The sequence below is a fragment of the Nocardioides sp. genome, from assembly GCF_047602075.1.
Classification (GTDB): domain Bacteria; phylum Actinomycetota; class Actinomycetes; order Propionibacteriales; family Nocardioidaceae; genus Nocardioides.
Genome location: NZ_JASGIF010000001.1, coordinates 1,507,091 through 1,526,460, shown reverse-complemented (window position 1 = coordinate 1,526,460; position 19,370 = coordinate 1,507,091). Strand labels below are relative to the sequence as shown.

At 68.7% G+C, this 19,370-nt stretch carries 22 protein-coding genes, 1 tRNA gene and 1 pseudogene; 10 read left to right on the top strand and 14 right to left on the bottom strand.

Translation table 11 applies throughout. The features are described 5' to 3' along the window. Positions 1-64: 64 nt before the first annotated feature. The 10 genes and pseudogenes from QM714_RS07680 to QM714_RS07635 form a co-directional block, all read right to left on the bottom strand. Positions 65-1,135, bottom strand: a complete 1,071-nt coding sequence (locus QM714_RS07680) for a hypothetical protein (protein ID WP_415099149.1) — start codon at positions 1,133-1,135, stop codon at positions 65-67. Next, a complete protein-coding gene (locus QM714_RS07675; protein ID WP_415099147.1) occupies positions 1,122-1,607 on the bottom strand; it encodes an RNA polymerase sigma factor in 486 nt (161 codons plus the stop codon). The genes QM714_RS07680 and QM714_RS07675 overlap by 14 nt, the downstream gene beginning before the upstream one ends. A gap of 97 nt (positions 1,608-1,704) precedes the next feature. Next, positions 1,705-2,562 carry a hypothetical protein gene (locus QM714_RS07670; RefSeq protein ID WP_415099145.1) on the bottom strand — a complete coding sequence of 286 codons (858 nt, stop codon included), beginning with the start codon at positions 2,560-2,562 and terminating at the stop codon, positions 1,705-1,707. Further along, positions 2,550-3,035 carry a hypothetical protein gene (locus tag QM714_RS07665; protein WP_415099143.1) on the bottom strand — a complete coding sequence of 162 codons (486 nt, stop codon included), beginning with the start codon at positions 3,033-3,035 and terminating at the stop codon, positions 2,550-2,552. Before QM714_RS07665 ends, QM714_RS07670 begins: the two co-directional genes overlap by 13 nt. 385 nt (positions 3,036-3,420) lie before the next feature. Next, a complete protein-coding gene (locus QM714_RS07660; protein ID WP_415101094.1) occupies positions 3,421-4,566 on the bottom strand; it encodes a hypothetical protein in 1,146 nt (381 codons plus the stop codon). Then, positions 4,563-4,754: an RNA polymerase sigma factor gene (locus QM714_RS07655; RefSeq protein WP_415101017.1), complete on the bottom strand. Its 192-nt coding sequence runs from the start codon at positions 4,752-4,754 to the stop codon at positions 4,563-4,565. Before QM714_RS07655 ends, QM714_RS07660 begins: the two co-directional genes overlap by 4 nt. A 130-nt stretch (positions 4,755-4,884) precedes the next feature. After that, a pseudogene (locus QM714_RS07650) lies at positions 4,885-5,004 on the bottom strand (SigE family RNA polymerase sigma factor); the annotation flags it as partial. A 136-nt stretch (positions 5,005-5,140) separates the two neighbouring features. Further along, entirely contained in the window at positions 5,141-5,320 is a 180-nt protein-coding gene (locus tag QM714_RS07645) for a DUF488 domain-containing protein (protein ID WP_415099141.1), read from the bottom strand. A gap of 156 nt (positions 5,321-5,476) precedes the next feature. Further along, positions 5,477-6,127: an RES domain-containing protein gene (locus tag QM714_RS07640; RefSeq protein ID WP_415099139.1), complete on the bottom strand. Its 651-nt coding sequence runs from the start codon at positions 6,125-6,127 to the stop codon at positions 5,477-5,479. Further along, positions 6,124-6,732 carry an Rv2175c family DNA-binding protein gene (locus tag QM714_RS07635; protein ID WP_415099137.1) on the bottom strand — a complete coding sequence of 203 codons (609 nt, stop codon included), beginning with the start codon at positions 6,730-6,732 and terminating at the stop codon, positions 6,124-6,126. The genes QM714_RS07640 and QM714_RS07635 overlap by 4 nt, the downstream gene beginning before the upstream one ends. 134 nt (positions 6,733-6,866) lie before the next feature. Here QM714_RS07635 and QM714_RS07630 point away from each other — a divergent pair, with 134 nt between their 5' ends. The 5 genes from QM714_RS07630 (at position 6,867) to QM714_RS07610 (ending at position 10,623) form a co-directional block, all read left to right on the top strand. Next, a complete protein-coding gene (locus QM714_RS07630) occupies positions 6,867-8,162 on the top strand; it encodes a hypothetical protein (RefSeq protein ID WP_415099135.1) in 1,296 nt (431 codons plus the stop codon). Positions 8,163-8,671: 509 nt separating this feature from the next. Continuing rightward, the gene (locus tag QM714_RS07625) at positions 8,672-9,217 is read left to right on the top strand and encodes an FtsX-like permease family protein (RefSeq protein WP_415099133.1); all 546 of its coding nucleotides are present in this window, start codon (positions 8,672-8,674) and stop codon (positions 9,215-9,217) included. Continuing rightward, complete coding sequence (locus tag QM714_RS07620) at positions 9,217-9,954, top strand: ABC transporter ATP-binding protein (protein WP_415099131.1); 738 nt, start codon at positions 9,217-9,219, stop codon at positions 9,952-9,954. The genes QM714_RS07625 and QM714_RS07620 overlap by 1 nt, the downstream gene beginning before the upstream one ends. A 124-nt stretch (positions 9,955-10,078) precedes the next feature. Beyond that, positions 10,079-10,345 carry a type II toxin-antitoxin system Phd/YefM family antitoxin gene (locus QM714_RS07615; protein ID WP_415099129.1) on the top strand — a complete coding sequence of 89 codons (267 nt, stop codon included), beginning with the start codon at positions 10,079-10,081 and terminating at the stop codon, positions 10,343-10,345. Beyond that, positions 10,342-10,623 (top strand): type II toxin-antitoxin system RelE family toxin, encoded by a 282-nt coding sequence (locus QM714_RS07610; protein ID WP_415099127.1) that lies wholly within the window; start codon positions 10,342-10,344, stop codon positions 10,621-10,623. Before QM714_RS07615 ends, QM714_RS07610 begins: the two co-directional genes overlap by 4 nt. 209 nt (positions 10,624-10,832) lie before the next feature. Here QM714_RS07610 and QM714_RS07605 read toward each other — a convergent pair whose 3' ends face one another. Beyond that, positions 10,833-11,432, bottom strand: a complete 600-nt coding sequence (locus QM714_RS07605; protein WP_415099125.1) for a hypothetical protein — start codon at positions 11,430-11,432, stop codon at positions 10,833-10,835. A gap of 230 nt (positions 11,433-11,662) precedes the next feature. Here QM714_RS07605 and QM714_RS07600 point away from each other — a divergent pair, with 230 nt between their 5' ends. Next, positions 11,663-12,811 (top strand): hypothetical protein, encoded by a 1,149-nt coding sequence (locus QM714_RS07600; RefSeq protein WP_415099123.1) that lies wholly within the window; start codon positions 11,663-11,665, stop codon positions 12,809-12,811. Positions 12,812-12,905: 94 nt separating this feature from the next. Here the strand turns inward: QM714_RS07600 and QM714_RS07595 are convergent, their stop codons facing one another. The 3 genes from QM714_RS07595 to QM714_RS07585 all read right to left on the bottom strand — a co-directional run bounded on the left by QM714_RS07595 (position 12,906) and on the right by QM714_RS07585 (position 13,653). After that, positions 12,906-13,268, bottom strand: a complete 363-nt coding sequence (locus QM714_RS07595; protein ID WP_415099121.1) for a DUF5615 family PIN-like protein — start codon at positions 13,266-13,268, stop codon at positions 12,906-12,908. Next, the gene (locus tag QM714_RS07590) at positions 13,265-13,495 is read right to left on the bottom strand and encodes a DUF433 domain-containing protein (protein WP_415099119.1); all 231 of its coding nucleotides are present in this window, start codon (positions 13,493-13,495) and stop codon (positions 13,265-13,267) included. Before QM714_RS07590 ends, QM714_RS07595 begins: the two co-directional genes overlap by 4 nt. 86 nt (positions 13,496-13,581) lie before the next feature. Beyond that, positions 13,582-13,653: transfer RNA gene (locus QM714_RS07585), tRNA-Arg, on the bottom strand. A 147-nt stretch (positions 13,654-13,800) separates the two neighbouring features. On the opposite strand from QM714_RS07585, the gene argS reads away from it, so the two are divergent. Genes argS through thrC form a run of 4 tightly spaced genes read left to right on the top strand, consistent with a single transcriptional unit; the run spans position 13,801 to position 19,365 of the window. Then, positions 13,801-15,486, top strand: coding sequence for an arginine--tRNA ligase (gene argS / locus QM714_RS07580; RefSeq protein ID WP_415099117.1), 1,686 nt, complete (start codon positions 13,801-13,803; stop codon positions 15,484-15,486). Positions 15,487-15,513: 27 nt separating this feature from the next. Next, the gene (lysA, locus tag QM714_RS07575) at positions 15,514-16,938 is read left to right on the top strand and encodes a diaminopimelate decarboxylase (protein WP_415099115.1); all 1,425 of its coding nucleotides are present in this window, start codon (positions 15,514-15,516) and stop codon (positions 16,936-16,938) included. Next, positions 16,935-18,254: a homoserine dehydrogenase gene (locus QM714_RS07570; protein WP_415099113.1), complete on the top strand. Its 1,320-nt coding sequence runs from the start codon at positions 16,935-16,937 to the stop codon at positions 18,252-18,254. Before lysA ends, QM714_RS07570 begins: the two co-directional genes overlap by 4 nt. After that, positions 18,241-19,365 carry a threonine synthase gene (gene thrC, locus QM714_RS07565; RefSeq protein ID WP_415099111.1) on the top strand — a complete coding sequence of 375 codons (1,125 nt, stop codon included), beginning with the start codon at positions 18,241-18,243 and terminating at the stop codon, positions 19,363-19,365. The genes QM714_RS07570 and thrC overlap by 14 nt, the downstream gene beginning before the upstream one ends. Positions 19,366-19,370: the final 5 nt, after the last annotated feature.

Genomic DNA, 19,370 nt, shown 5'->3' with positions numbered 1-19,370 from the left:
GCATCGGGCGGGTCCACACGAGGTGGGTTTGGCCGAACCGTCCTTCGGGCGCCGTCCGTGTGGGTCACTTCACGGTGTAGGACGGCAGCGGCGGATCCCAGGTGAGCCTGACGCTCGGCTCGTTGCCCTTCTGCACGTCGTCGGGATAGCGGCCGGTGCCGGTGTAGTGCGTGCCGTCGAGCACCAGGTCGACGGAGTAGGTGAACGGGCCGGGACCGATGCGGGTGGCCGCCGATCCGTCGCGGAGGGTGAAGAAGAGGTTGCCGGCGTCGGTGCACGCCCCGGGGCCTCGGGGCACGAACTGGACGGACTCGCCGGTGCTGCTGGTCACGGTGATGGTGGCCTCGGCGGAAGCGGGCTGGGTCGCGAGGTCGCTGATCGACAACTCGACGCCGTAGGAGTCGAGCTTCCCGTCGTGGTCGGCGAGGACGGCTGCGATACCGGCGGCGGGCTTCGGTGCTCGGCCAGCGGTCGGCGTGGTCCAGCCGAAGCTGTAGACGACGTCGCCGCCGCTGGGAGCGCGGCCGAAGACGTCCACCCGATAGCTCCCGGCGGGTCCGGCGGGCTCGAGGAGCACATGGTGACCGTCGTAGGGCTTGGCTGAGTAGCTGATCGACCGCGCGCACTTGTCTTTGACCCCGGTCTCGACGAAGGTGACCGACCAGCGCATGTCTGCCTCCGGTGACCAGGCGATCACCTGGTCGGGGCTGCCTACCTGGGCGAGGTCCGGCGGCGGGAAGCCGTCGACGCAGCCGTTCCCCCAGCAGGCCGTCCACGCACGCAAGGCCACCTCGCGATCCTCCAATTGCAGAACGAGATTCGGCATCTCGCCCGTCGGGCCGTCGGTCGAGGTGGGCACGCTGGTCGGCGTCCCGGGCGTGCTGTCCGTCGTCGGCGTGGTCGAAGTGGTCGGCTCGGAGGTCTGGCCCGATCCGGTCACCTGGTGGGGCGCTCCGCCTCCGGTCAGGGCGGGCACGACGATGGCGATCGCTGCTACGGCGCCGGTGGCTGCGACCACTGCCGAGACCTGCCGTCGCCGGCGTCGACGTGCGCGCGCCACGACCTCCTCGAACGGCGTGACCGAGTCGGGTGTCTGGTCGGCTACGCGGTCGCGCAGATTCTCAGCGAAGCTCATGGTCTTCCTCCAACAGTGGTGCCAGCGCTGATCGAGCGCGGCTCAGCCGGGACTTGACCGTCCCGGGCGCGACACCGAGCAGGCTGGCGATCTCGGCGACGGACAGATCGTGGAGGTAGTGCAAGAGCACGACCGCACGGTGCGTCAGCGGCAATGTCGCCAGCGCGGCGTCGACGTCGACCGAGTGCTCGACCGTGGCGCTGGGGCCCGGAGTGGTCAGCGGCGCGGTCGTGGACAGTCGGCGCAGGCCCAACGTTGCGACCTGGCGCCGACGCGCTCGGGAGATCGCAGCCCGGGTCGCGACCTGACGCAGCCACGCCACCGGGTCGTCGTACTCACGAACCTTCGGCCAGTGCTGCAGCAGCTTCACGAAAGCGTCCTGGGTGAGCTCCTCGGCGTCCGTGCGGCTGCCGGTGAGCACCGTGAGGTAGCCGACCAGGCCGCGCGCCGACGACGCGTAGACCTCCGCCACCTCGGTGTCCCAGCGCGACCTCACACCTCTGACACGCGCGAGGCCGGGGTCTGGTTCCATCGGTGGCCTCCCGGTCTCGGTCCAGCGGCGGGTGGACTCAGCTGCTGGTCAGCACGACCAGTTGCTGGGTCGCGCGGGTCATCGCGACATAGCGGTCCACCGCGCCCTCGATGCCCTCGCCGAAGTCTGCCGGATCGACGAGGACGACCAGGTCGAACTCGAGCCCCTTGGCCAGTTCTGGCGTGAGCCAGCGGACCTGTGGGTTCGCGGGCAGTGCGTCGTCCTCGACGTCGACGACACTGATCACGCAGGCGATCCCGTCGCCGTGCTCGGTGAGCCAGGAGTCGAGGATCGCGTGAAGCTGCGAGCGCTCGCCATGCCGGACCGGGACACCCGTGCTGCGGATCGAGGTCGGCACGTTGGCGTCGGGCCGCTCCGCCCGGATGACCGGCTCGGCCTCGACCATCACCTCCTCCGGTGTGCGGTAGTTGATGCTGAGCGTGGCCAGCTCGATCCGGTCCAGCCCGATTCGTCGGAGCCGCTCCTCCCACGATTCGGTGAAGCCGTGCCGTGCCTGGGCACGGTCCCCGACGATGGTGAGGCTGCGGGCCGGGCTGCGCCGCAGCAGGATCTGCCACTCGGCGTCGGTCAGCTCTTGGGCTTCGTCGACGACGACGTGGGCGAACGGCCCCACGAGCAGGTCTGGGTCTTGGGTCGGCAGCGCCGACTCGTCGACCAGGATGGTGAGCAGCGCCTGCCAGATGTCCTCACGCGCCTCGTTGTGCGGCATGTCCGGCTCGGTGGCCTCGAACGCCTCGGCCCAGTCGGCCGGGCTGAGCCACAGGTCGGCGTACGACGTCTCCACCACCATCCCCTCGGTGGGTGCCTCCTCGTAGAGCCTGACGGCCGGCTCGATGGCGCCCACCATGTCGGCCGTGGCCTTCAGCCTCGCCACCTCGGGGTCGGCCTCCGGCTCGGCTGTACTGCCTTCGGGGACCAGGTCCGCAGGGTGCAGGTCTGCACGCCCTCCTCGCCGAGACTGGGCAGCACGTCGGGGACGTAGGCCAGATTGGGCTGGCGCGGCCCGACGAAGAGGACGCCTCCGCGATGGTGGCCGAGCCGCGGATCGGCGTACAGCAGGTACGCCGCCCGGTGCAGCGCCACCACCGTCTTGCCGGTGCCCGGCCCGCCGTCGACGACCAGCGCGCCGGGCGACCCCGCTCGGATGATCGCGTCCTGGTCGGCCTGGATGGTGCCGAGCACGTCTCGCATCCGAGGTGAGCGGCTGTCGCCGAGGCTCGCGATGAAGGCCGACTGGTCGTCGAGCGCAGCGCGGTTTGCCAGGCCGTCGGCGGTGAAGGCCTCGTCCCAGTAGTCGGTGATCCGGCCGTCGGTCCAGCGGTATCTCCGGCGGCTGACCAGGCCCATCGGCTGCGCGTGGGTGGCCGCGAAGAACGGCTCGGCCGCGGAGTCTCTTCGGCCGGCGATTCTCCACCGCCGAGGGGGTCTTGCCACAAGCCCCCCGCTCGGCTATAGATTGAAAGTGGAGGGCCAGGTGCGCCGGCGCCGACTGCGGTCGTCCGAGACGATGCGGCGACGCAGGCGAAGATCTATTCATGGCATTCGACGCGCCCGGGCCCTGGGGACTCTCGTGGTCTTACTTCGCGCTGCTCGTCGTGCCGCTGTCGTCGGTCATGAGCGCGGCACTGACAGTGGTACGCCGCCGCGACATTTCGGTCAGGCTCCGTGCCGAGCTTAGTTGGTGCGCACGGTCGGTATATGTGTCGTACACACCAGTAGCCGTGCGACAGGCTCAGTCTCCCGCCAGCATCGGGGCCGTCTCGGTGGTGAAGTCTTGATGTGTGCGGCAGGCCCCGGTGTCGAGGTCGCAGGTGGTGACGTCCCAGGTGTCGAACATCGTCGTGGTGTTAGGGATGAATCCAGAGACCGGTGGCGATGGACTCGGCGCTGGCCGCCCACCGGACACGAGGACGACGGTCTTGTCATCGGCGAAGGCGACGCCGAGGATGGACCGCTCGGATGTGCGGGAGAGGTCGAGGTCGAGCGAGCTCCCGGATCCGACCCTGAACAGTTTGGTGCGGTCGCCAGTCGACACCGCGACGTAGGTGCCGCCGGGTGAGAGGCGGGCGTCTTCTCCCCGGTAGTCGGAGAAGACATCGTTTGTCGCGGGGGTGACTCTGAGCCGGTGCGACCACCCCTGACCTGGCGACCAGGTGCGCGTGATCTCTACTCCTGCCCGCCGATCGACCATGTCGGTGTTGACTGATGTCTCACGCTGCGGGTCGGGTGTGTCGGGTGTCCACGACCAGTCCCCGTTCTGCGTGGCGTAGTAGACGCGACCGTGGTCGATGGAGATGGGATAGCTGCCGTCATCGAGCCGGCCCCATCGTGGCCCGCGGTAGGGCAGCGCCAAACGGCCAACCTCGGCTTCCTGGGCGAGGTCATAGACGACCAGCTCCGGGGCCTGGTCACCTGGGTCGACCCAGGCCAGCCAGCGCTCCGCATCTCCCGCCGCCATCGGCGCACCTGGCACCTTGCTTCCCACTGTGGTGCGATCACCTTCGGCGTTGACCACGACCACCTGTCCGGCCTCAGTGCCGTACGCCGCTCCGTCGTACAGGGCGACCACCTCGGTGGGTTGGGACACCGGCAGCTCGATGTGAGTGAGGTGCAGAGTGTCGTCGCCCCACCACGGAAGGGGCAGTGGGTTGTCGCGTTCAACCGGTCCCACGGGCGCGATCGACGAATCCTGCCGGATGACGATCGACCCGGTCATGAGGAGCGCGCCCACTAGTGCCACTGTCCCGCCGATCGTGGTGGTTCGGCGCCGGCGTACTCGCTGTTGCCCCTGCCGCACAACCGTGTCGACCGGCGGTGGGCCGACCCTGACGTCGGCCGAGGCCGCGCGGATGGCCCGCACCACGTCTGCTTTGCTCACGAGATCGCCCTCCTCAGCGCTTCGGTGTCGATCCGAGCGATCGCCCTGGCAACCCTGCTCTTGACGGTTCCGGCTGGGACGCCGAGCACGGCCGCGACCTGGGCCTCCGACAGGTCTGCCACGAACCGCAACACGAGCACTTCGCGATGTTCGGCGCTGAGCTGCTGCAGAGCGCGGGTCAGCGTCATCCGGAGATCGAGCTTCCGCAGCGTGGTCCGGTGCCGGATGGTCGAACGGCTCTGCTGTTGGCCGTTCGCCCCACCAGCGTCGACGTCGGCTGCTGGCCCAGGTGTTCAGGAGTATCCGGTACACATATGCGTCTCGGTCATTCGCGCGCTCGACGCGGTCCCAAGAGGCGTAGCAACGCACCAGCGCTGTCTGGGCAACGTCCTCTGCCTCGTCGACCGCGCATCCCAGGACCACCAACGACCGCACCATCGAGACCCACCGGGCACGCATATAGGAGGCGAAGTCAGCGACGTCGCGCATGCGAACTCCCGGGTCGGGCGGTCCTGGTCACCTTGTCAGACGCCGACCTTCGGCAAACGGGTTCCCTCCTTCTGCGCGGACCCGGTCAGTCGGACGTGTTGAGCAGCTCGGTCGAGGGTGCGACCTGTTTGCACCACTCGTCGAAGTGGGCTCGGTCCTTGCTCAGCCCGCGCGGCCAGAGGTGGTCGACCAGCACCCGCTGGCCGTCTGCTTCCTTCGGCGGGTCATACGCTCGCCGCACCCGGACCTGCGGTGCCCTTGTCATGGGATCCCCTCGCTCCTGCGAACGTCCCTAGCCGCTGGGCGTGCACTCGCACGGTATCCCGTCGATTGTGTTCTCCCGCATGGGCTGGCGACAGCGATGAGAGCCGCCGATTAGGTGCCTGGGCCCCGAGTACGGCGGCCAGAGTCTCTCGGGAAGCTACGCGGTCGGACGAACGGTGACCCTCATGCGGAGAGCGATGTCGTAGAGCCACTCGCTGTCTGCTGGAGTGGCGAAGATGCGTGAGTCGGGATCATCTGGAAGTGGTGTGAGGTCGGCTGCGGCGACACGGTCCGCGAAGAGGCAGTAGGCGCGAACGCTGTTGAGCTTTCGCGACATCCAGACCACACCGTCCGCACCTGCCGCGTGGGCGGCGTGCGCCCACTCGACGGTGAAGAGGTATTGATCGGAGTCGGTGTCGGTGAGATCGCGCGGGTGGAGGTCGAACCGGCGCAAGCCGTCGGAGTGCAGTTGCGCCAAGTTCAGGGTGCGCTTGCCGGCGAGCGGAGTCAGCACCTTCTGGATCCAGCGGCTTCTTGGCAGGTGCGCGTGCGGTACGGCGTCGTGCAGGACCGACTCATGGACGGCCGCCTCCGGTGTTGCCGCGGAGTAGTGGACCGGCATCGGAGGGTCTCCGAAGAACGACCAGCGCAGTGCAGAGCCGAATCCCGGGTTGAACCGTCTGCCGTCGTCGACTGTCCCGTCCGGCAATCGAGGCTCATGGACTCGAAAGATGCGGGTGCCCGTCGGCAGCGGCTCCCACAGCGGATCGAACGGGTCAGGCGGATCTGGAACCCTGCGGTCGGTCACCAGACTCCCGCGGTCTCGTTCTCGACCAGACCGAGCACGAGCTCCCGGTGGCCCTGGTCGAGTGCCTCGACGGGGCTGCGCCCCCCGAGGCGTCCGTTGGGCGCCGCCAACCACAAGATGATGTCCTCGTCATCCCAGCCTGTGTCACGCAGTGGAGCGACGATCTCGTTCCAGCCCGCGCGCAGACCGCGCTCATCGAACTGGAATCCCGGGTAGAGGAGTCGTCGCCCCCGTCGATAGCCGACCAGCCCCTTCGCCTTGGCCTTGCTGGCCACCGATCTGGAGGTGGGGGAGGCCCCGACGAGCTGGGCATATTGGCCGGCATCGAGCACGCCGTAGCGAGACTCGATGCAGCGCCACCTCTGGTCGACGAGGGCGATCTGTCCAGCCGTGCCGGGGCCGATGGGGACAGGCTGATTGGCGACGGTGTCTGTGATGTGACGGAGGACGCCCTCGCGGACCGTCAGGGTCTCGAGAAGCCCGGCAACCGCGCTGAGTCCAGCCGGGTTGCGGGAGGTGTACTCGAGCAACTCGCTGATCGCGCCGCGCAAGTCCTCCGCGTTGTCGGCAAGCTTGGCGGGAACGTCGATCTCGATCGTGGTCACGTCGCACCTCCACGGCAACGATAGCACCTATATCCGCAATCGTTTCTAATGTATCCACGGTCGCCGCGGAGCCTCGTCGGTGGCGCAGAGAGCGATGGGAGGTTTAGCGTCGGTGCGCCGGGGGAGGTGCATGGATGTATCCGCTGCTGGGGTTGGCGTGGACACAGTTGTGGCGCCGCCGATCCCGGACGGTGGCGATGCTGGTGGGTCTGGTGGTCGCCTCGGCGGGGTTCAGTGTGTTGACTGCGCAGACGAGGGCTGAGACGTTGGCGGTGCGGGGCACGGTCAACGCCAACGCGCGGTCGGCGTACGACGTGTTGGTGCGGCCGACGGGGTCGGTCTCGCAGGCTGAGGCGTCGGATGGCCTGGTGCAGGCGCAGTTCTTGTCGGGGATCCAGGGTGGGATCTCGATGAAGCAACTGCACCAGATCCGCCGGATTCCTGATGTCGAGGTCGCTGCTCCGGTTGCAGTGATTGGGTATGTGGTGCCCAAGGTGCAGGTTCCGGTGCTGGAGAAGCATCGGTTCGCGTTGACTGGTGATCGGACGCTGTTTCGGATCCGCTCAACGTGGCACCTCGACAACGGTGCGACAGTGGTTCGGTCGGCTCCGCGGTATCAGTATGTGACGGCCCACGAGCTGGTCGCGCCGCGCTTGGTGTTCGGGCGGTACTTCGAGGTCGGACCGCAGGGTGACTACTTGACCAACGCGCCGGTCAAGACCCGCCACGACTCACAACAGGTGCCGGTGCTGGTCCCGACCGAGTCCTCGACGAAGGTGAGGGCCTCCTACCGGGTGGACAGGCTCCCGGCCGAGTACGCCGAGGCGTTCGGCAACGGGCACGGCCTGACCGGCGCCGCTACCGCACCAGGGACCTTGATGCTGCGCGGCCAGGCCAACCAGAGCGTGGCCTTCGAGAGATTCCTCAAAGGACCTCAGGTGGGGCCCCGCTCGCCGGCTTCCAGCCGCTATGCGACCCACTTCACCCAACTGTTCACCGTCGGACAGGCGCGATTCCAGACCCGTGCGGGCCCTGACGGGGCGGTGCGGGTGCCGGCGGTGGTGCGCAACAAGCTGGGCACCTGGGGGAACCGGCCCTCGACCGAGCCGTACGGTCCGACCGTGCCTGCCGGCGGGGACGACACCGGGTTCCGCACGATGGCGGGCTATCAGTGGTCGCTGAAGAACCCCCGCAACAACTGGTCCCCGTCGATGCACGTCGTCGGCCGGTTCGACCCGACCAAGTTGCCGGGGTTCTCGTCGTTGTCGGAGGCACGCCTATTGCGCCGGTGGCTCAGGAGGCGCCGTTGTCGTCGGTGCGGGTGCGGGTGCGGGTGGCCGGGGTCACCGGGGTCGATGAGGTCTCCCGGGCGCGGGTGCGGCTGGTGGCGCAGCGGATCCGGGACCGCACCGGGTTGCAGGTCGATGTGACGATCGGGTCCTCCCCGTCCCCGCAGAAGATCGAGCTGGCGGCCGGGAGGTACGGCCGCCCGGAGTTGTTGCTGCATGAGAACTGGGTGAAGAAGGGCACCGCGCTGGTGATCTTGAAGGCGGTCGACAAGAAGTCGCTGGCCCTGTTCTTGCTGGTTCGGTCACCTGCGGGCTGTTTGTCGCCAACGCCGCGACCGCGTCGGTCCAGGCCCGCCGGGTCGAACTCGGGGTGCTGGCCTGTCTGGGCTGGGCACCGGGCAATCTGTTCAGACTGGTCGCCCTGGAACTGGGTCTGACCGCGGTGGCGGCCGGCAGCGTGGGGGCGGTGCTCGCGCTCGTGACCGGGACGGTCTTCGACATCCCGGTCGGGCTGGGCCGTGCCCTGATAGCGATCCCGGTCGCGGTCGCGGTCGTCCTGCTCGCCGGCGTGGGCCGCGGCCCGGGCGGCGCCGATGGAGGCTGCCCGCCGCACGGCCCGGTTGCCGAACCGCGCGTTCGAGCCACGCACGGTGACCGGGCTGGCCTGGGTCAACCTGCGCCGAGTGCCGCAACGCGCGATCCTCGCCGGCGTCGCGCTGACGGTGGCGGTGGCTGCCCTGGTGTTGGTCACCGGGATCCAGGCGGTCTTCCAGGGCGCGGTGGTCGGCACCCTGCTCGGCGACGCGGTCACCATCCAGGTCCGCGGCGCCGACATCGCCGCCGTCGCCGGAATCTGCCTGCTGGCCGGGATCGGGGTCGCCAACGTCACCTTCCTCAACCTGCGCGAACGAGCCGGAGAGCTGGCCACCCTGCGGGCCTTGGGCTGGGGCGAGGGCACTCTGACCCGGCTGCTGCTCATCGAGGCCGCCTTCATCGGCCTGATCGCCGCCACCCTCGGCGCCGGCCTCGGCGTACTGGGGCTGGGCTACGGCCTCGGGCTCCCCCTCCACGACATCGCTGCTGCTGCGGGCTGGTGCTGGGCCGCCGGCATCCTCATCGCACCCGCCGCAGCCCTGGCACCGGCGCTGTCGATCACCAGACTCGACACCGTCACCGTGCTCAGCGAGGACTACTAATGGACACCACACCCCGAGGAAAAGAGGAGGATGCCGCCGGGGTGCTGGTCCGAGTCCAGGGCGTGACCAAGCAGTTCGCCACCCTCGACACCGTGATCACCGCGGTCGATGACGTGTCGCTGGAGATCGAGGCGGGCTCGATCGTCGCGCTCACCGGTGCATCGGGGTCGGGCAAATCGACGCTGCTGCACCTGCTCGGTGCGCCCGACAAGCCTGATGCGGGCACCATCACCGTGACCGGCGGCTCTGCTGGCGACCACGACCTGACGAAGCTGAACCGCAAACAGCTGGCGGCCTACCGGCGTGGGATCGGGTTCGTGTTCCAACAGTTCAACCTGCTGCCGACCCTAACCGTGATCGACAACGTCACCGTCCCGTTGATCCCGCTCGGCAAACCCAGCACCCAGGCCCGCGAGCGGGCGCGGCAGCTGCTCGCCGATGTGGGGCTCCCCGACCGCGACCACACCCTGGCCACCCGACTGTCCGGCGGTCAACAGCAGCGGGTCGCGATCGCCCAGGCACTCATCAACCAGCCCCGCCTAGTCCTGGCCGACGAACCCACCGGCAACCTCGACTCCATCACCGCGGCCCAGATCATCGATCTCCTCCTCGGACTCCGCGACACCCACGGCACCACCCTGGTCATCGCCACCCACGACCCCGACTTCGCCGCCCGCTGCGACCGCACCATCACCATCCGAGACGGCCACATCCACACCGACAGCCGGACGGGCTAGGCACGCGGAACGGAACCCAACCTGAGCGCGGCGAGTCGGCTGCCGACCGGAGCGTCCCTGGCGTCTGTCCGCCAAGCTGCGAGTCTGCTTGCCCTCTCGGACTGGCCGCGCCACAATTGTGTACATGACCATCGAACCGCTACGCGACGTGCGCAACCACTTCAGTGATGTGATCGATCGGGTTGAGCGTGAGCATGAGCGGGTCACGGTCACGCGCAACGGCAGGGCCGCCGCGGTCATCATCAGCCCGGATGATCTCGCCGAGCTTGAAGAGACCCTCTCCGTGCTCAGCGATCCCGAGGCTTTGGCAGACATCCGCGAAGCAGATAGGGCCTATCGGGCCGGTGACGTGATCCGCGGCGTTGACTCGGTGCGCGCTCTGCGCTCGTGAATGTGCGTGAGCCCTACGAATTGGTGCTCGCGCCGCCGGCGGTCCGGGTGCTGCAGTCCGGACTGCCAGAAGCGGTGGCGGCCGCGGTCATCGAGTTCCTCACCGGTGCGCTGATCGAAAATCCCCAACGCGTCGGCAAGCCGCTGCGCGGCGACCTGGGCGGCATCCATGCAGCCCGCCGGGGCACCTACCGGGTGCTCTACCGGATCAACGAACAGCTCCACGAAGTCCTCGTCATCCGGATCGACCATCGCGCAGACGTGTACCGATCGAGGTGAGGCCATCTGGATCAGCCGGCGCCATCTGCGGACAACCGGCGCTCCGGCCCGATCGGCGAACATGCGAAGGGGAGCCCGGACCTGACATTTCCGATGATCATCAGGTCGACCGCGCTAATGCCCACGTCGCCCACGAGATCACCCACTCCTTGTGACAGCCGGGCCCGACGGTTTACCTCAGCACATCCCGCTCGGAGCAATTCGCCCGCCTATGCGTGTTGTTGGGCCCGGTAGGCACGCTGGCAGCGTCCGATCGTCATCTCGCGAGGACAGTTGGCGATCGCGGCCTGGTACTCGAGCGTGTACTTCTCGTCACCCACGGTGTAGTAGAGGCGGACGCCCGTGCGGATTGCCAGGCCAGGCTTGACGACTTCGAGCCCGATCAGCAGCAGACTGCCGACCTTGCCGGTCGCGAGATCCGCGCCCTCAGCAGACACCAGTGTTCCGAGGCCTTTGACGTCGGGCGGAAAGCCGCTGACGACCTGGTAGGAGCCAACCTTTCGGTGTGGCCCCGCTAGGAGGATGCCGACTACCCGGAAGTGATCCGCATCGGGTCCCGTCATCTCGACCCGACGCAGAACTCCTGGTTGATCCCCGCTGAGCAGGATCCGCTCCATCCCGTCTGTGAAGACGTCACCCACGTCATAGCGCACGACATAGCCGTGCGTGAACGGCATGCGTACAGGGCCGTCACCGCGCCAACCATCGATGTCGTCACGAGAGGCGTGCCGCCAGATGATCACAACGGCAACCAGGATCAGGACAACGGCGACCACAACCACGCCGGTTCGGGCTGGGAACTTCGGCACGTCACCTCCTTCACCGCAGCTGCCGCGCACGACGGCGTGGGTGGGTTCGTCGCTCCCTCTCGCTGGCTGGTCACGGTATCGAGGTGAGTCCCCATCCGTGGGTGCTCTGTCGATCTGGTGCGGAATCGTTGGGTAGCCGCGGTCATCACCACCACTTGGATGGTCAGATTCCATCGGCACCTGGGTGAGGTAGGGCACACTCCGGGGAGGGGTTCATCGAGGCGGCGGCTGTGCGGGCTGCGACGCGGCGCTACGCCGGCGGGGCGTTGGTCGGCCTCGCTGCCCTGACACTGAGCGGATGTGACACGTCAACCTCGGCCAATCCGCTCGCCGTCGAGGTCGAGGAGGCTCCGGATAGTCCGTGGGCCCCCACCGGCTTGCCCTACGGTGCCCGCGAGGACAACGGGAGAACCCTGCGGCTCAGCTATCGGGAACACGCGGTGTCACTTTCCACGACCAACCCGGATTGGACGAAGGCGGTCACCCTCAAGCCCGGCGAGGACACTCCTCGGCTGGAACTGTCCACCGCGGGCGCGACCGCGGATGCCGCCATCTTCCAACTCACTCCACCCGGCGGGGAGTCTGAGGTGTGGGACCTCACGGCCGAGGGCGACTGGCAACAGATCGGATCGGGCTTGCCCAAGATCGCCCTCGCGGATGTCACCGGCCACCTCGTTGCCTGGGTCCAAGGGGCCGGAAAGAACGCCGAGAACCGCAAGAGCGCGAAGATCGTTGCCTACGACACCGCGGCGGACAAGGTCGCAGGTGAGCTCGACGGAGCGAAGCTACCGGGCAACTACCTGTGGGTCATGGCCGTGAACGATCCCACCGTCGTCGTGGAGGCCGTGCAGGACTCCCAGGACGCTTACTGGTCCAGGAACTACAGATGGAACCCCAAGACCGGGGACCTGGTTGAGTTCACCGATGCCCGGTCCGACGATCGCATCACGATCACCGATTTCGACCAGGAGACCGAGAGTCGAGTGCTGCTGTCCTTCGACGGGCCATCGCGGGTGGTCGGACCTACGGGCATAGTGACCAAGATCGGCAGCTTCGGCTTCGGACAGTTCAACAGCGACGCCACCCAAGTCGTGCTGGAGGGCTACGGCTTGGCCAAGCTCCTTGATGTGCGCACCATGAAACCGGTCCCGCTCGACCTGCCGTTGCGCAACCACAACGTCTTCTTTCCGGCGGCACTCTCCTGGACCGCTGATGACCGGTTGGCGGTCGTCGGCCAGATGGCCGACTCGATGTTGCAGACATGGCTCTGTACGACGAGCACGGGCGCCTGCGAGAGTCTCGGCGTCGACTATCTCGGATTCACCGACAACTCCGCGCTCGGGCAGTTCGCCTACCACGACGAGCCAGAAGGCGACTGACCTAGCCCTCCTCAGCCGGCGGACCGTCGTCGAGCTCACGTCGCCGAACATCTGCTGGACGGCCTTGAGGTCGGCTCCGATGGCGACGGCGAGGCTAGGTGTCGCGGCGGGCATGGATGACGAGCTGGTTCGCGAACTCGACGCGGTCGGCGTGCTCGAACGCAGCCTCGATGGCCGGCAGGTGGGTGTCGAGGAGTGTGAGCAGTTCGGCGTTGCGTATGTTGCCGGTTGTCACTTCGAGCAACTGATGGGGCGTGCCCCGGAGCAGATGGCTGTCGCGGAAGTCGGTGTCCTTGCTGACGACGACACGCTCCTCGGCGTCGGCAACCTGGTTGATCCTGCCGTCCTTGGCCCGGTTGCGATCGGGGAGGTTGAGAGTGTGGACCGCGTCGTGTCCCGCCTTGGCGAGTGCGCGGGTGAGGCGGCGGGGGAGCTGTGCGTCGACGAGGAACTTCACGCCACGCCGAGTGGGAGGCGCTGGCCGCTGACGGTCAGTGCGCCGAACTCAAGCGCGGCGAGGAGGTCGTCACGCTCCAGGTCCTCGTAGTCATCGAGAATCTCCTCGTGGGTCATGCCCGACGAGAGCAACTCCAGCAACATCGACACGGGATAGCGCAGGCCACGCACGACGGGCTGTCCATGGCAGATCTCCGGGTCGGAGGTGATGCGGTCGAGGCGGGACATGGCTCAACGATACCGAGTCGAGGGGATAGCAGCCCTCAACTCGACGGGAACCCGAGGCTCTCGGTGGTCAGGCCCCTTTCTGCGCGTACCCCCGGTAGGATTCGAACCTACGCTCCCGCCTCCGGAGGGCGGTGCTCTATCCCCTGAGCTACGGGGGCCTGCACACCGACGAGCGGTGCGATGACGACCTTACCCGGGCCGGGCGGAGCGCGACCAATCGGTTGACGCGGGAGCCTGGCGTCGCAGGCGATCCGCGAGTCGAAACCGGTTCGAAGTGCGGAAGGGGCCGCGGCTAGGCTTGGCCGGTGACCCCCGAGCAGCTCAGCCAGTCCATCAGCGACGTCCTCGACGCGCTGGTGCGACGCGGGGATCTGACGCTCGCGGACGGGCTGCCGGCGCGGATCAACGTGGAGCGGCCGCGCAACAAGGAGCACGGGGACTACGCCACCAACGTGGCGCTGCAGCTGGCCAAGAAGGCCGGGACCAACCCGCGGGAGCTGGCCGAGCTGATCGCCGCGGGCCTGCGGGCGAGCGACGGGGTGGCTGCGGTCGACATCGCCGGCCCCGGCTTCCTCAACATCACCGTCGCCGCCGGAGCCCAGGGCCAGGTCGCCGGTGAGATCGTCGCCGCCGGGTCGTCGTACGGCACCAACCAGGAGTTCGCGGGGGAGAGGATCAACCTCGAGTTCGTCTCCGCCAACCCGACCGGCCCGCTGCACCTCGGCGGCGTGCGTTGGGCCGCGGTCGGTGACTCGCTCGGCAAGGTCTTCGAGGCCGCCGGCGCGGAGGTCACCCGGGAGTACTACTTCAACGACCACGGCGCCCAGATCGACCGGTTCTCCCGGTCCCTGCTGGCCAGTGCGCGCGGTCAGGCGGTGCCGGACGACGGGTACGGCGGCGAGTACATCGCCGACATCGCGACCGCCGTCCTCGCCGAGCGGCCGGACGCGGCGAGCCTGCCCGACGACGAGGCGCAGGAGGTCTTCCGCGAACTCGGCGTGGAGATGATGTTCGACGAGATCAAGAAGTCGCTGCACGACTTCGGGGTCGACTTCGACGTCTACTTCCACGAGGACGACCTGCATGCCTCAGGCGCGGTCGCGAAGGCCGTCGAACGGCTCGGCTCGCTCGGCGTCACCTACGAGAAGGACGGCGCGATCTGGCTCGCCAGCGAGCAGTTCGGTGACGACAAGGACCGGGTCATCATCAAGTCCGACGGCGCCGGTGCCTACTTCTCCGGCGACCTCGCCTACTACCTCGACAAGCGGGAGCGGGGCTTCGACCGCTGCTTCATCATGCTCGGGGCGGACCATCACGGCTATATCGGCCGGATGATGGCGATGTGCGCGGCGTACGGCGACACCCCACACGTCAACCTCGAGATCATGATCGGCCAGATGGTCAACCTGCTCAAGGACGGCCAGCCGATGCGGATGTCCAAGCGGGCCGGCACCGTGGTGACCATCGACGACCTGGTCGGCGCGATCGGGGTCGACGCAGCCCGCTACGCGCTGACCCGCTACAGCGCGGACTCCAACATCGACATCGACCTGGACCTGTGGGCCAAGGCCGGCAACGACAACCCGGTCTACTACGTGCAGTACGTCGCCGCCCGGACCGCCTCGATCCTGCGCAACGCCGCGGACCTGGGGATCTCGATCGACGGGGGCTCCACCGACGCGGGCTCGACCGATTTCCGGGCCGAGCTGCTGGTGCACGAGAAGGAGGGCGAGCTGCTGCGCGCCCTCGCGGAGTATCCCCGGATCGTGGCCGCCGCCGCCCAGCTGCGAGAGCCGCACCGGGTGGCCCGCTACCTGGAGAACACAGCCGGGGCGTTCCACCGGTTCTACGATTCCTGCCGGGTGTTGCCGCAAGGCGACGAGGAGCCCGGCGACCTGCATCGTGCGCGACTGATGCTCGTCGCGGCGACACGTCAGGTCTTCGCCAACGGTCTCGGCCTGCTCGGGGTGACCGCCCCCGAGCGGATGTGACATCGGACCGACCGGAGCTGATCACGAGTGACCACGCACGAAGCTGGATGGGCGCACGCCGAGGGTGCCCTCAAGGGGCCCGTCTGGCTGCGCGAGCCGACCGACGTCAACGCGTTGGTGCCCTCGCTGTGGTCGACCACGGCTCACAAGGACGAGCACGGACAGCTGCGGGTCGGTGGTCTCGCGGTCGCCGACGTGGTCGCCAACGTCAACACCCCCGCCTTCCTCCTCGACGAGGAGGACTTCCGCGCTCGCGCCCGCGCCTTCCGGGACGCCTTCGCGGGCTGGACGGTGTTCTACGCCGCCAAGGCCTTCTTGTGTACGGCGGTCGCGCGGTGGGTCGCCGAGGAGGGTCTTTCGCTCGACGTCGCCTCCGACGGTGAGCTGACCGTCGCGCTCCGGGCCGGCTTCGACCCTGCCCGGATCGGCTATCACGGCAACAACAAGACCGTGACCGAGCTGCGTCGAGCCGTCGACCTCGGCGTCGGCCGGATCATCGTGGACTCCTTCGCCGAGATCGAGCGGCTCGCCATGGTCGCCGCGGACATCGGCCTGGCGGACGACTCGGCCGGCCGCGCTGTGCAGGTGATGGTGCGGGTGACTCCCGGAGTGGAGGCGCACACTCACGAGTACATCGCCACCGCCCACGAGGACCAGAAGTTCGGCTTCTCGATCACCGGAGGCGACGCGTTCGAAGCGGCGCGGCGCGTCCTCGCGGCGCCGGGCCTGGAGCTGCTCGGGCTGCACTCGCACATCGGCAGCCAGATCTTCGACTCCAGCGGGTTCGAGGTCGCCGCGCGTCGGGTGCTGGCGCTCCATGCTCGGATCTCTGACGAGCTCGGTGTCACGCCACCCGAGATGGATCTCGGTGGCGGCTTCGGCATCGCCTACACGACCGTCGACGACCCGTCCGACCCGAGCCAACTAGTCACCGAGATGGGCAAGATCGTCGAGCACGAGTGCGCGGCTCTCGGCATCCCCGAACCCCGGCTCTCCATCGAGCCCGGCCGAGCGATCGTCGGCCCGGCCATGTGCACGGTCTACACGGTCGGCACCGTCAAGCAGGTCGCGCTGGACGGCGGTGCGCGGCGCACCTATGTCTCGGTCGACGGCGGGATGAGCGACAACATCCGCACCGCGTTGTACGGCGCGGACTACTCGTGCACCCTCGCCTCACGGCGCTCGGCCGCACCGCCGATGCTCGCTCGAGTGGTCGGCAAGCACTGCGAGGCCGGCGACATCGTGGTCAAGGACGAGTTCTTGCCGGCCGACCTGGAGGCGGGCGACCTGCTCGCGGTGCCGGGCACGGGCGCCTACTGTCGCTCGATGGCCTCCAACTACAACCACGCCCTGCGACCGCCCGTGATCGCGGTGCGGGACGGCGCCTCGCGCGTCGTCGTACGGCGGGAGACTGTGGACGACCTCTTGGCGACGGACGTGGGTGTCGAATGAGTGACGGTGAGAAGCCACTGAAGGTGGCCGTTCTCGGCTGCGGCTCGGTGGGCTCCCAGGTCGTCCGGCTGCTCGAGGAGCAGGCCGACGACCTCGGCGCGCGGATCGGAGCGCCGCTCGAGCTTGTCGGCGTCGCCGTCCGCCGCATCGACGCACCACGCGAGGTCGAGGTGCCCGCGGGGCTGCTCACGACCGACGCGATGGGCCTGGCCACCCGGGACGACGTCGACCTGGTGATCGAGGTGATCGGGGGGATCGAGCCAGCCCGGTCGTTGATCCTGGCCGCCCTCAAGCACGGCGCCTCGGTCGTCACCGCCAACAAGGCGCTGCTGGCGGAGGACGGGGCGACGCTGTACGCCGCCGCGGACAAGGCCGCCGGCGGGGAGGGCCGCGACCTTTACTACGAGGCGGCCGTCGCCGGCGCAATCCCTATCCTGCGCCCGCTGCGCGAGTCGCTGGCCGGTGACCGGGTGACCCGCGTCCTCGGCATCGTCAACGGGACCACCAACTTCATCCTCGACAAGATGGACACCTCCGGGGCCGGTTTCACCGAGGCGCTCGAGGAGGCCCAGGAGCTCGGCTACGCCGAGGCCGACCCGACCGCCGACGTCGAGGGGTTCGACGCCGCGGCCAAGGCGGCGATCCTCGCCTCGCTGGCCTTCCACACGCGGGTCACCGCAGCGGACGTCTATCGCGAGGGGATCTCCGACGTGACCGCCGCCGACGTCGCCTCGGCTCGGGAGATGGGCTCGGTGGTCAAGCTGCTGGCCATCGCCGAGCTCAACGACGGCGCCGTGTCCGTGCGGGTGCACCCGGCGATGATCCCGAGGTCGCACCCGCTGGCGTCGGTGCGGGAGGCCTACAACGCAGTCTTCGTCGAGTCCGAGGCGGCCGGCCAGCTGATGTTCTACGGCCCCGGCGCCGGCGGCTCACCTACCGCGTCCGCGGTCCTCGGCGACCTGGTCACCGTCGCCCGACACCGCCTCGCCGGCACTCGCGGCGCGGGCGAGTCGTCGTACGCCGACCGCGAGGTGCTGCCCATGGGCGAGACGCTCACCCGCTATGCCGTGGCGATCGACGTCGACGACCGTGCCGGTGTGCTGGCCGCGGTGGCTACGGCGTTCGCCGAGCACGGGGTCTCGATCAAGACCGTGCGGCAGGAGGGTCGTGGCGAGGACGCGCAGCTGGTGGTGGTCTCGCACCAGGCCACCGACGCGCAGCTGGACGCGACCGTCGAGGCCCTGCGCGGGATGGACATCGTGCGCGCCGTCTCCTCGGTGATGCGGGTCGAAGGGGAGTCCGATGAGCACGGATGAGATCCAGGCTGGGTCCGCCCCGCCGCACAACCCGCGCGGGTTGGCGCATCGGCCGCAGTGGCGCGGGGTCATCGAGGAGTATCGCCCGCTCATCGACCTGTTGCCGGAGTCGCTTGAGCCTGTCACCCTGCGTGAGGGTGGCACCCCGTTGGTGCGCTCGGAGTGGCTCTCCGGGCTGACCGGGGCGGCGGTCTGGCTCAAAATCGAGGGCGTCAACCCGACCGGGTCGTTCAAGGATCGCGGCATGACCACGGCGATCTCGGTCGCCAAACATGACGGCGCTGCCGCGGTGGTCTGCGCGTCGACGGGCAACACGTCGGCGTCGATGGCGGCGTACGCCGCCAAGGCCGGCCTCAAGCCGCTGGTGCTCATCCCCGAGGGCAAGATCGCGGCCGGGAAGATGGCGCAGGCGATCATGCACGGCGCTCAGATCCTGATGGTGCGGGGCAACTTCGACCATTGCCTGACGATGGCCAAGGCGCTCTCGTGGGACTACCCCGTCGCGCTGGTGAACTCGGTGAACCCGGTGCGGTTGCAGGGCCAGAAGACCGCGGCCTTCGAGATCGTGGACTTCCTCGGCGATGCCCCGGACTTCCACCTGCTGCCGGTCGGCAACGCCGGCAACATCTCGGCGTACTGGCTGGGCTACGAGCAGTACCACGCCCTCGGGCTGGCCTCGAAGAAGCCCGTGATGCGGGGATTCCAGGCCGAGGGCGCGGCGCCTCTCGTGACCGGTGAGCCCTTCCCCGACCCCGAGACGAAGGCGACCGCGATCCGGATCGGCAACCCCGCTTCGTGGAAGCTCGCCGAGGCGGCTGCGGAAGAGTCGGGCGGTCGGTTTGCCGCCGTCTCCGACGCGCAGATCCTGGCCGCGCAGGCCGAGCTGGCCCGCCGCGACGGGGTGTTCGTCGAGCCCGCCTCGGCCGCCGGCGTCGCAGGACTGCTCGCGGAGCTGGCCGGCGGCGAGTCCTATGCCGGCACCACCGTGGTCGTCACCGTGACCGGCCACGGGTTGAAGGACACCCAGACCGCATTGGAGTCGGTCGCCATGCCCACCGTCGTCATCGACGCCGACGTCGAGGCGGCTGCCCGCGCGGCCGGGCTGGCCTGAGGCTG

Bases quoted from the DNA above. Each gene is read 5' to 3' on its own strand.
- QM714_RS07615 (WP_415099129.1), top strand. From the start codon at position 10,079: ATGACCATCGAACCGCTACGCGACGTGCGCAACCACTTCAGTGATGTG.
- QM714_RS07620 (WP_415099131.1), top strand. From the start codon at position 9,217: ATGGACACCACACCCCGAGGAAAAGAGGAGGATGCCGCCGGGGTGCTG.
- QM714_RS07630 (WP_415099135.1), top strand. From the start codon at position 6,867: ATGTATCCGCTGCTGGGGTTGGCGTGGACACAGTTGTGGCGCCGCCGA.
- QM714_RS07590 (WP_415099119.1), bottom strand. From the start codon at position 13,495: ATGTCCCGCCTCGACCGCATCACCTCCGACCCGGAGATCTGCCATGGA.
- QM714_RS07570 (WP_415099113.1), top strand. From the start codon at position 16,935: ATGAGTGACGGTGAGAAGCCACTGAAGGTGGCCGTTCTCGGCTGCGGC.
- QM714_RS07680 (WP_415099149.1), bottom strand. From the start codon at position 1,135: ATGAGCTTCGCTGAGAATCTGCGCGACCGCGTAGCCGACCAGACACCC.
- QM714_RS07645 (WP_415099141.1), bottom strand. From the start codon at position 5,320: ATGACAAGGGCACCGCAGGTCCGGGTGCGGCGAGCGTATGACCCGCCG.
- QM714_RS07665 (WP_415099143.1), bottom strand. From the start codon at position 3,035: ATGGGCCTGGTCAGCCGCCGGAGATACCGCTGGACCGACGGCCGGATC.
- thrC (WP_415099111.1), top strand. From the start codon at position 18,241: ATGAGCACGGATGAGATCCAGGCTGGGTCCGCCCCGCCGCACAACCCG.
- QM714_RS07655 (WP_415101017.1), bottom strand. From the start codon at position 4,754: ATGACGCTGACCCGCGCTCTGCAGCAGCTCAGCGCCGAACATCGCGAA.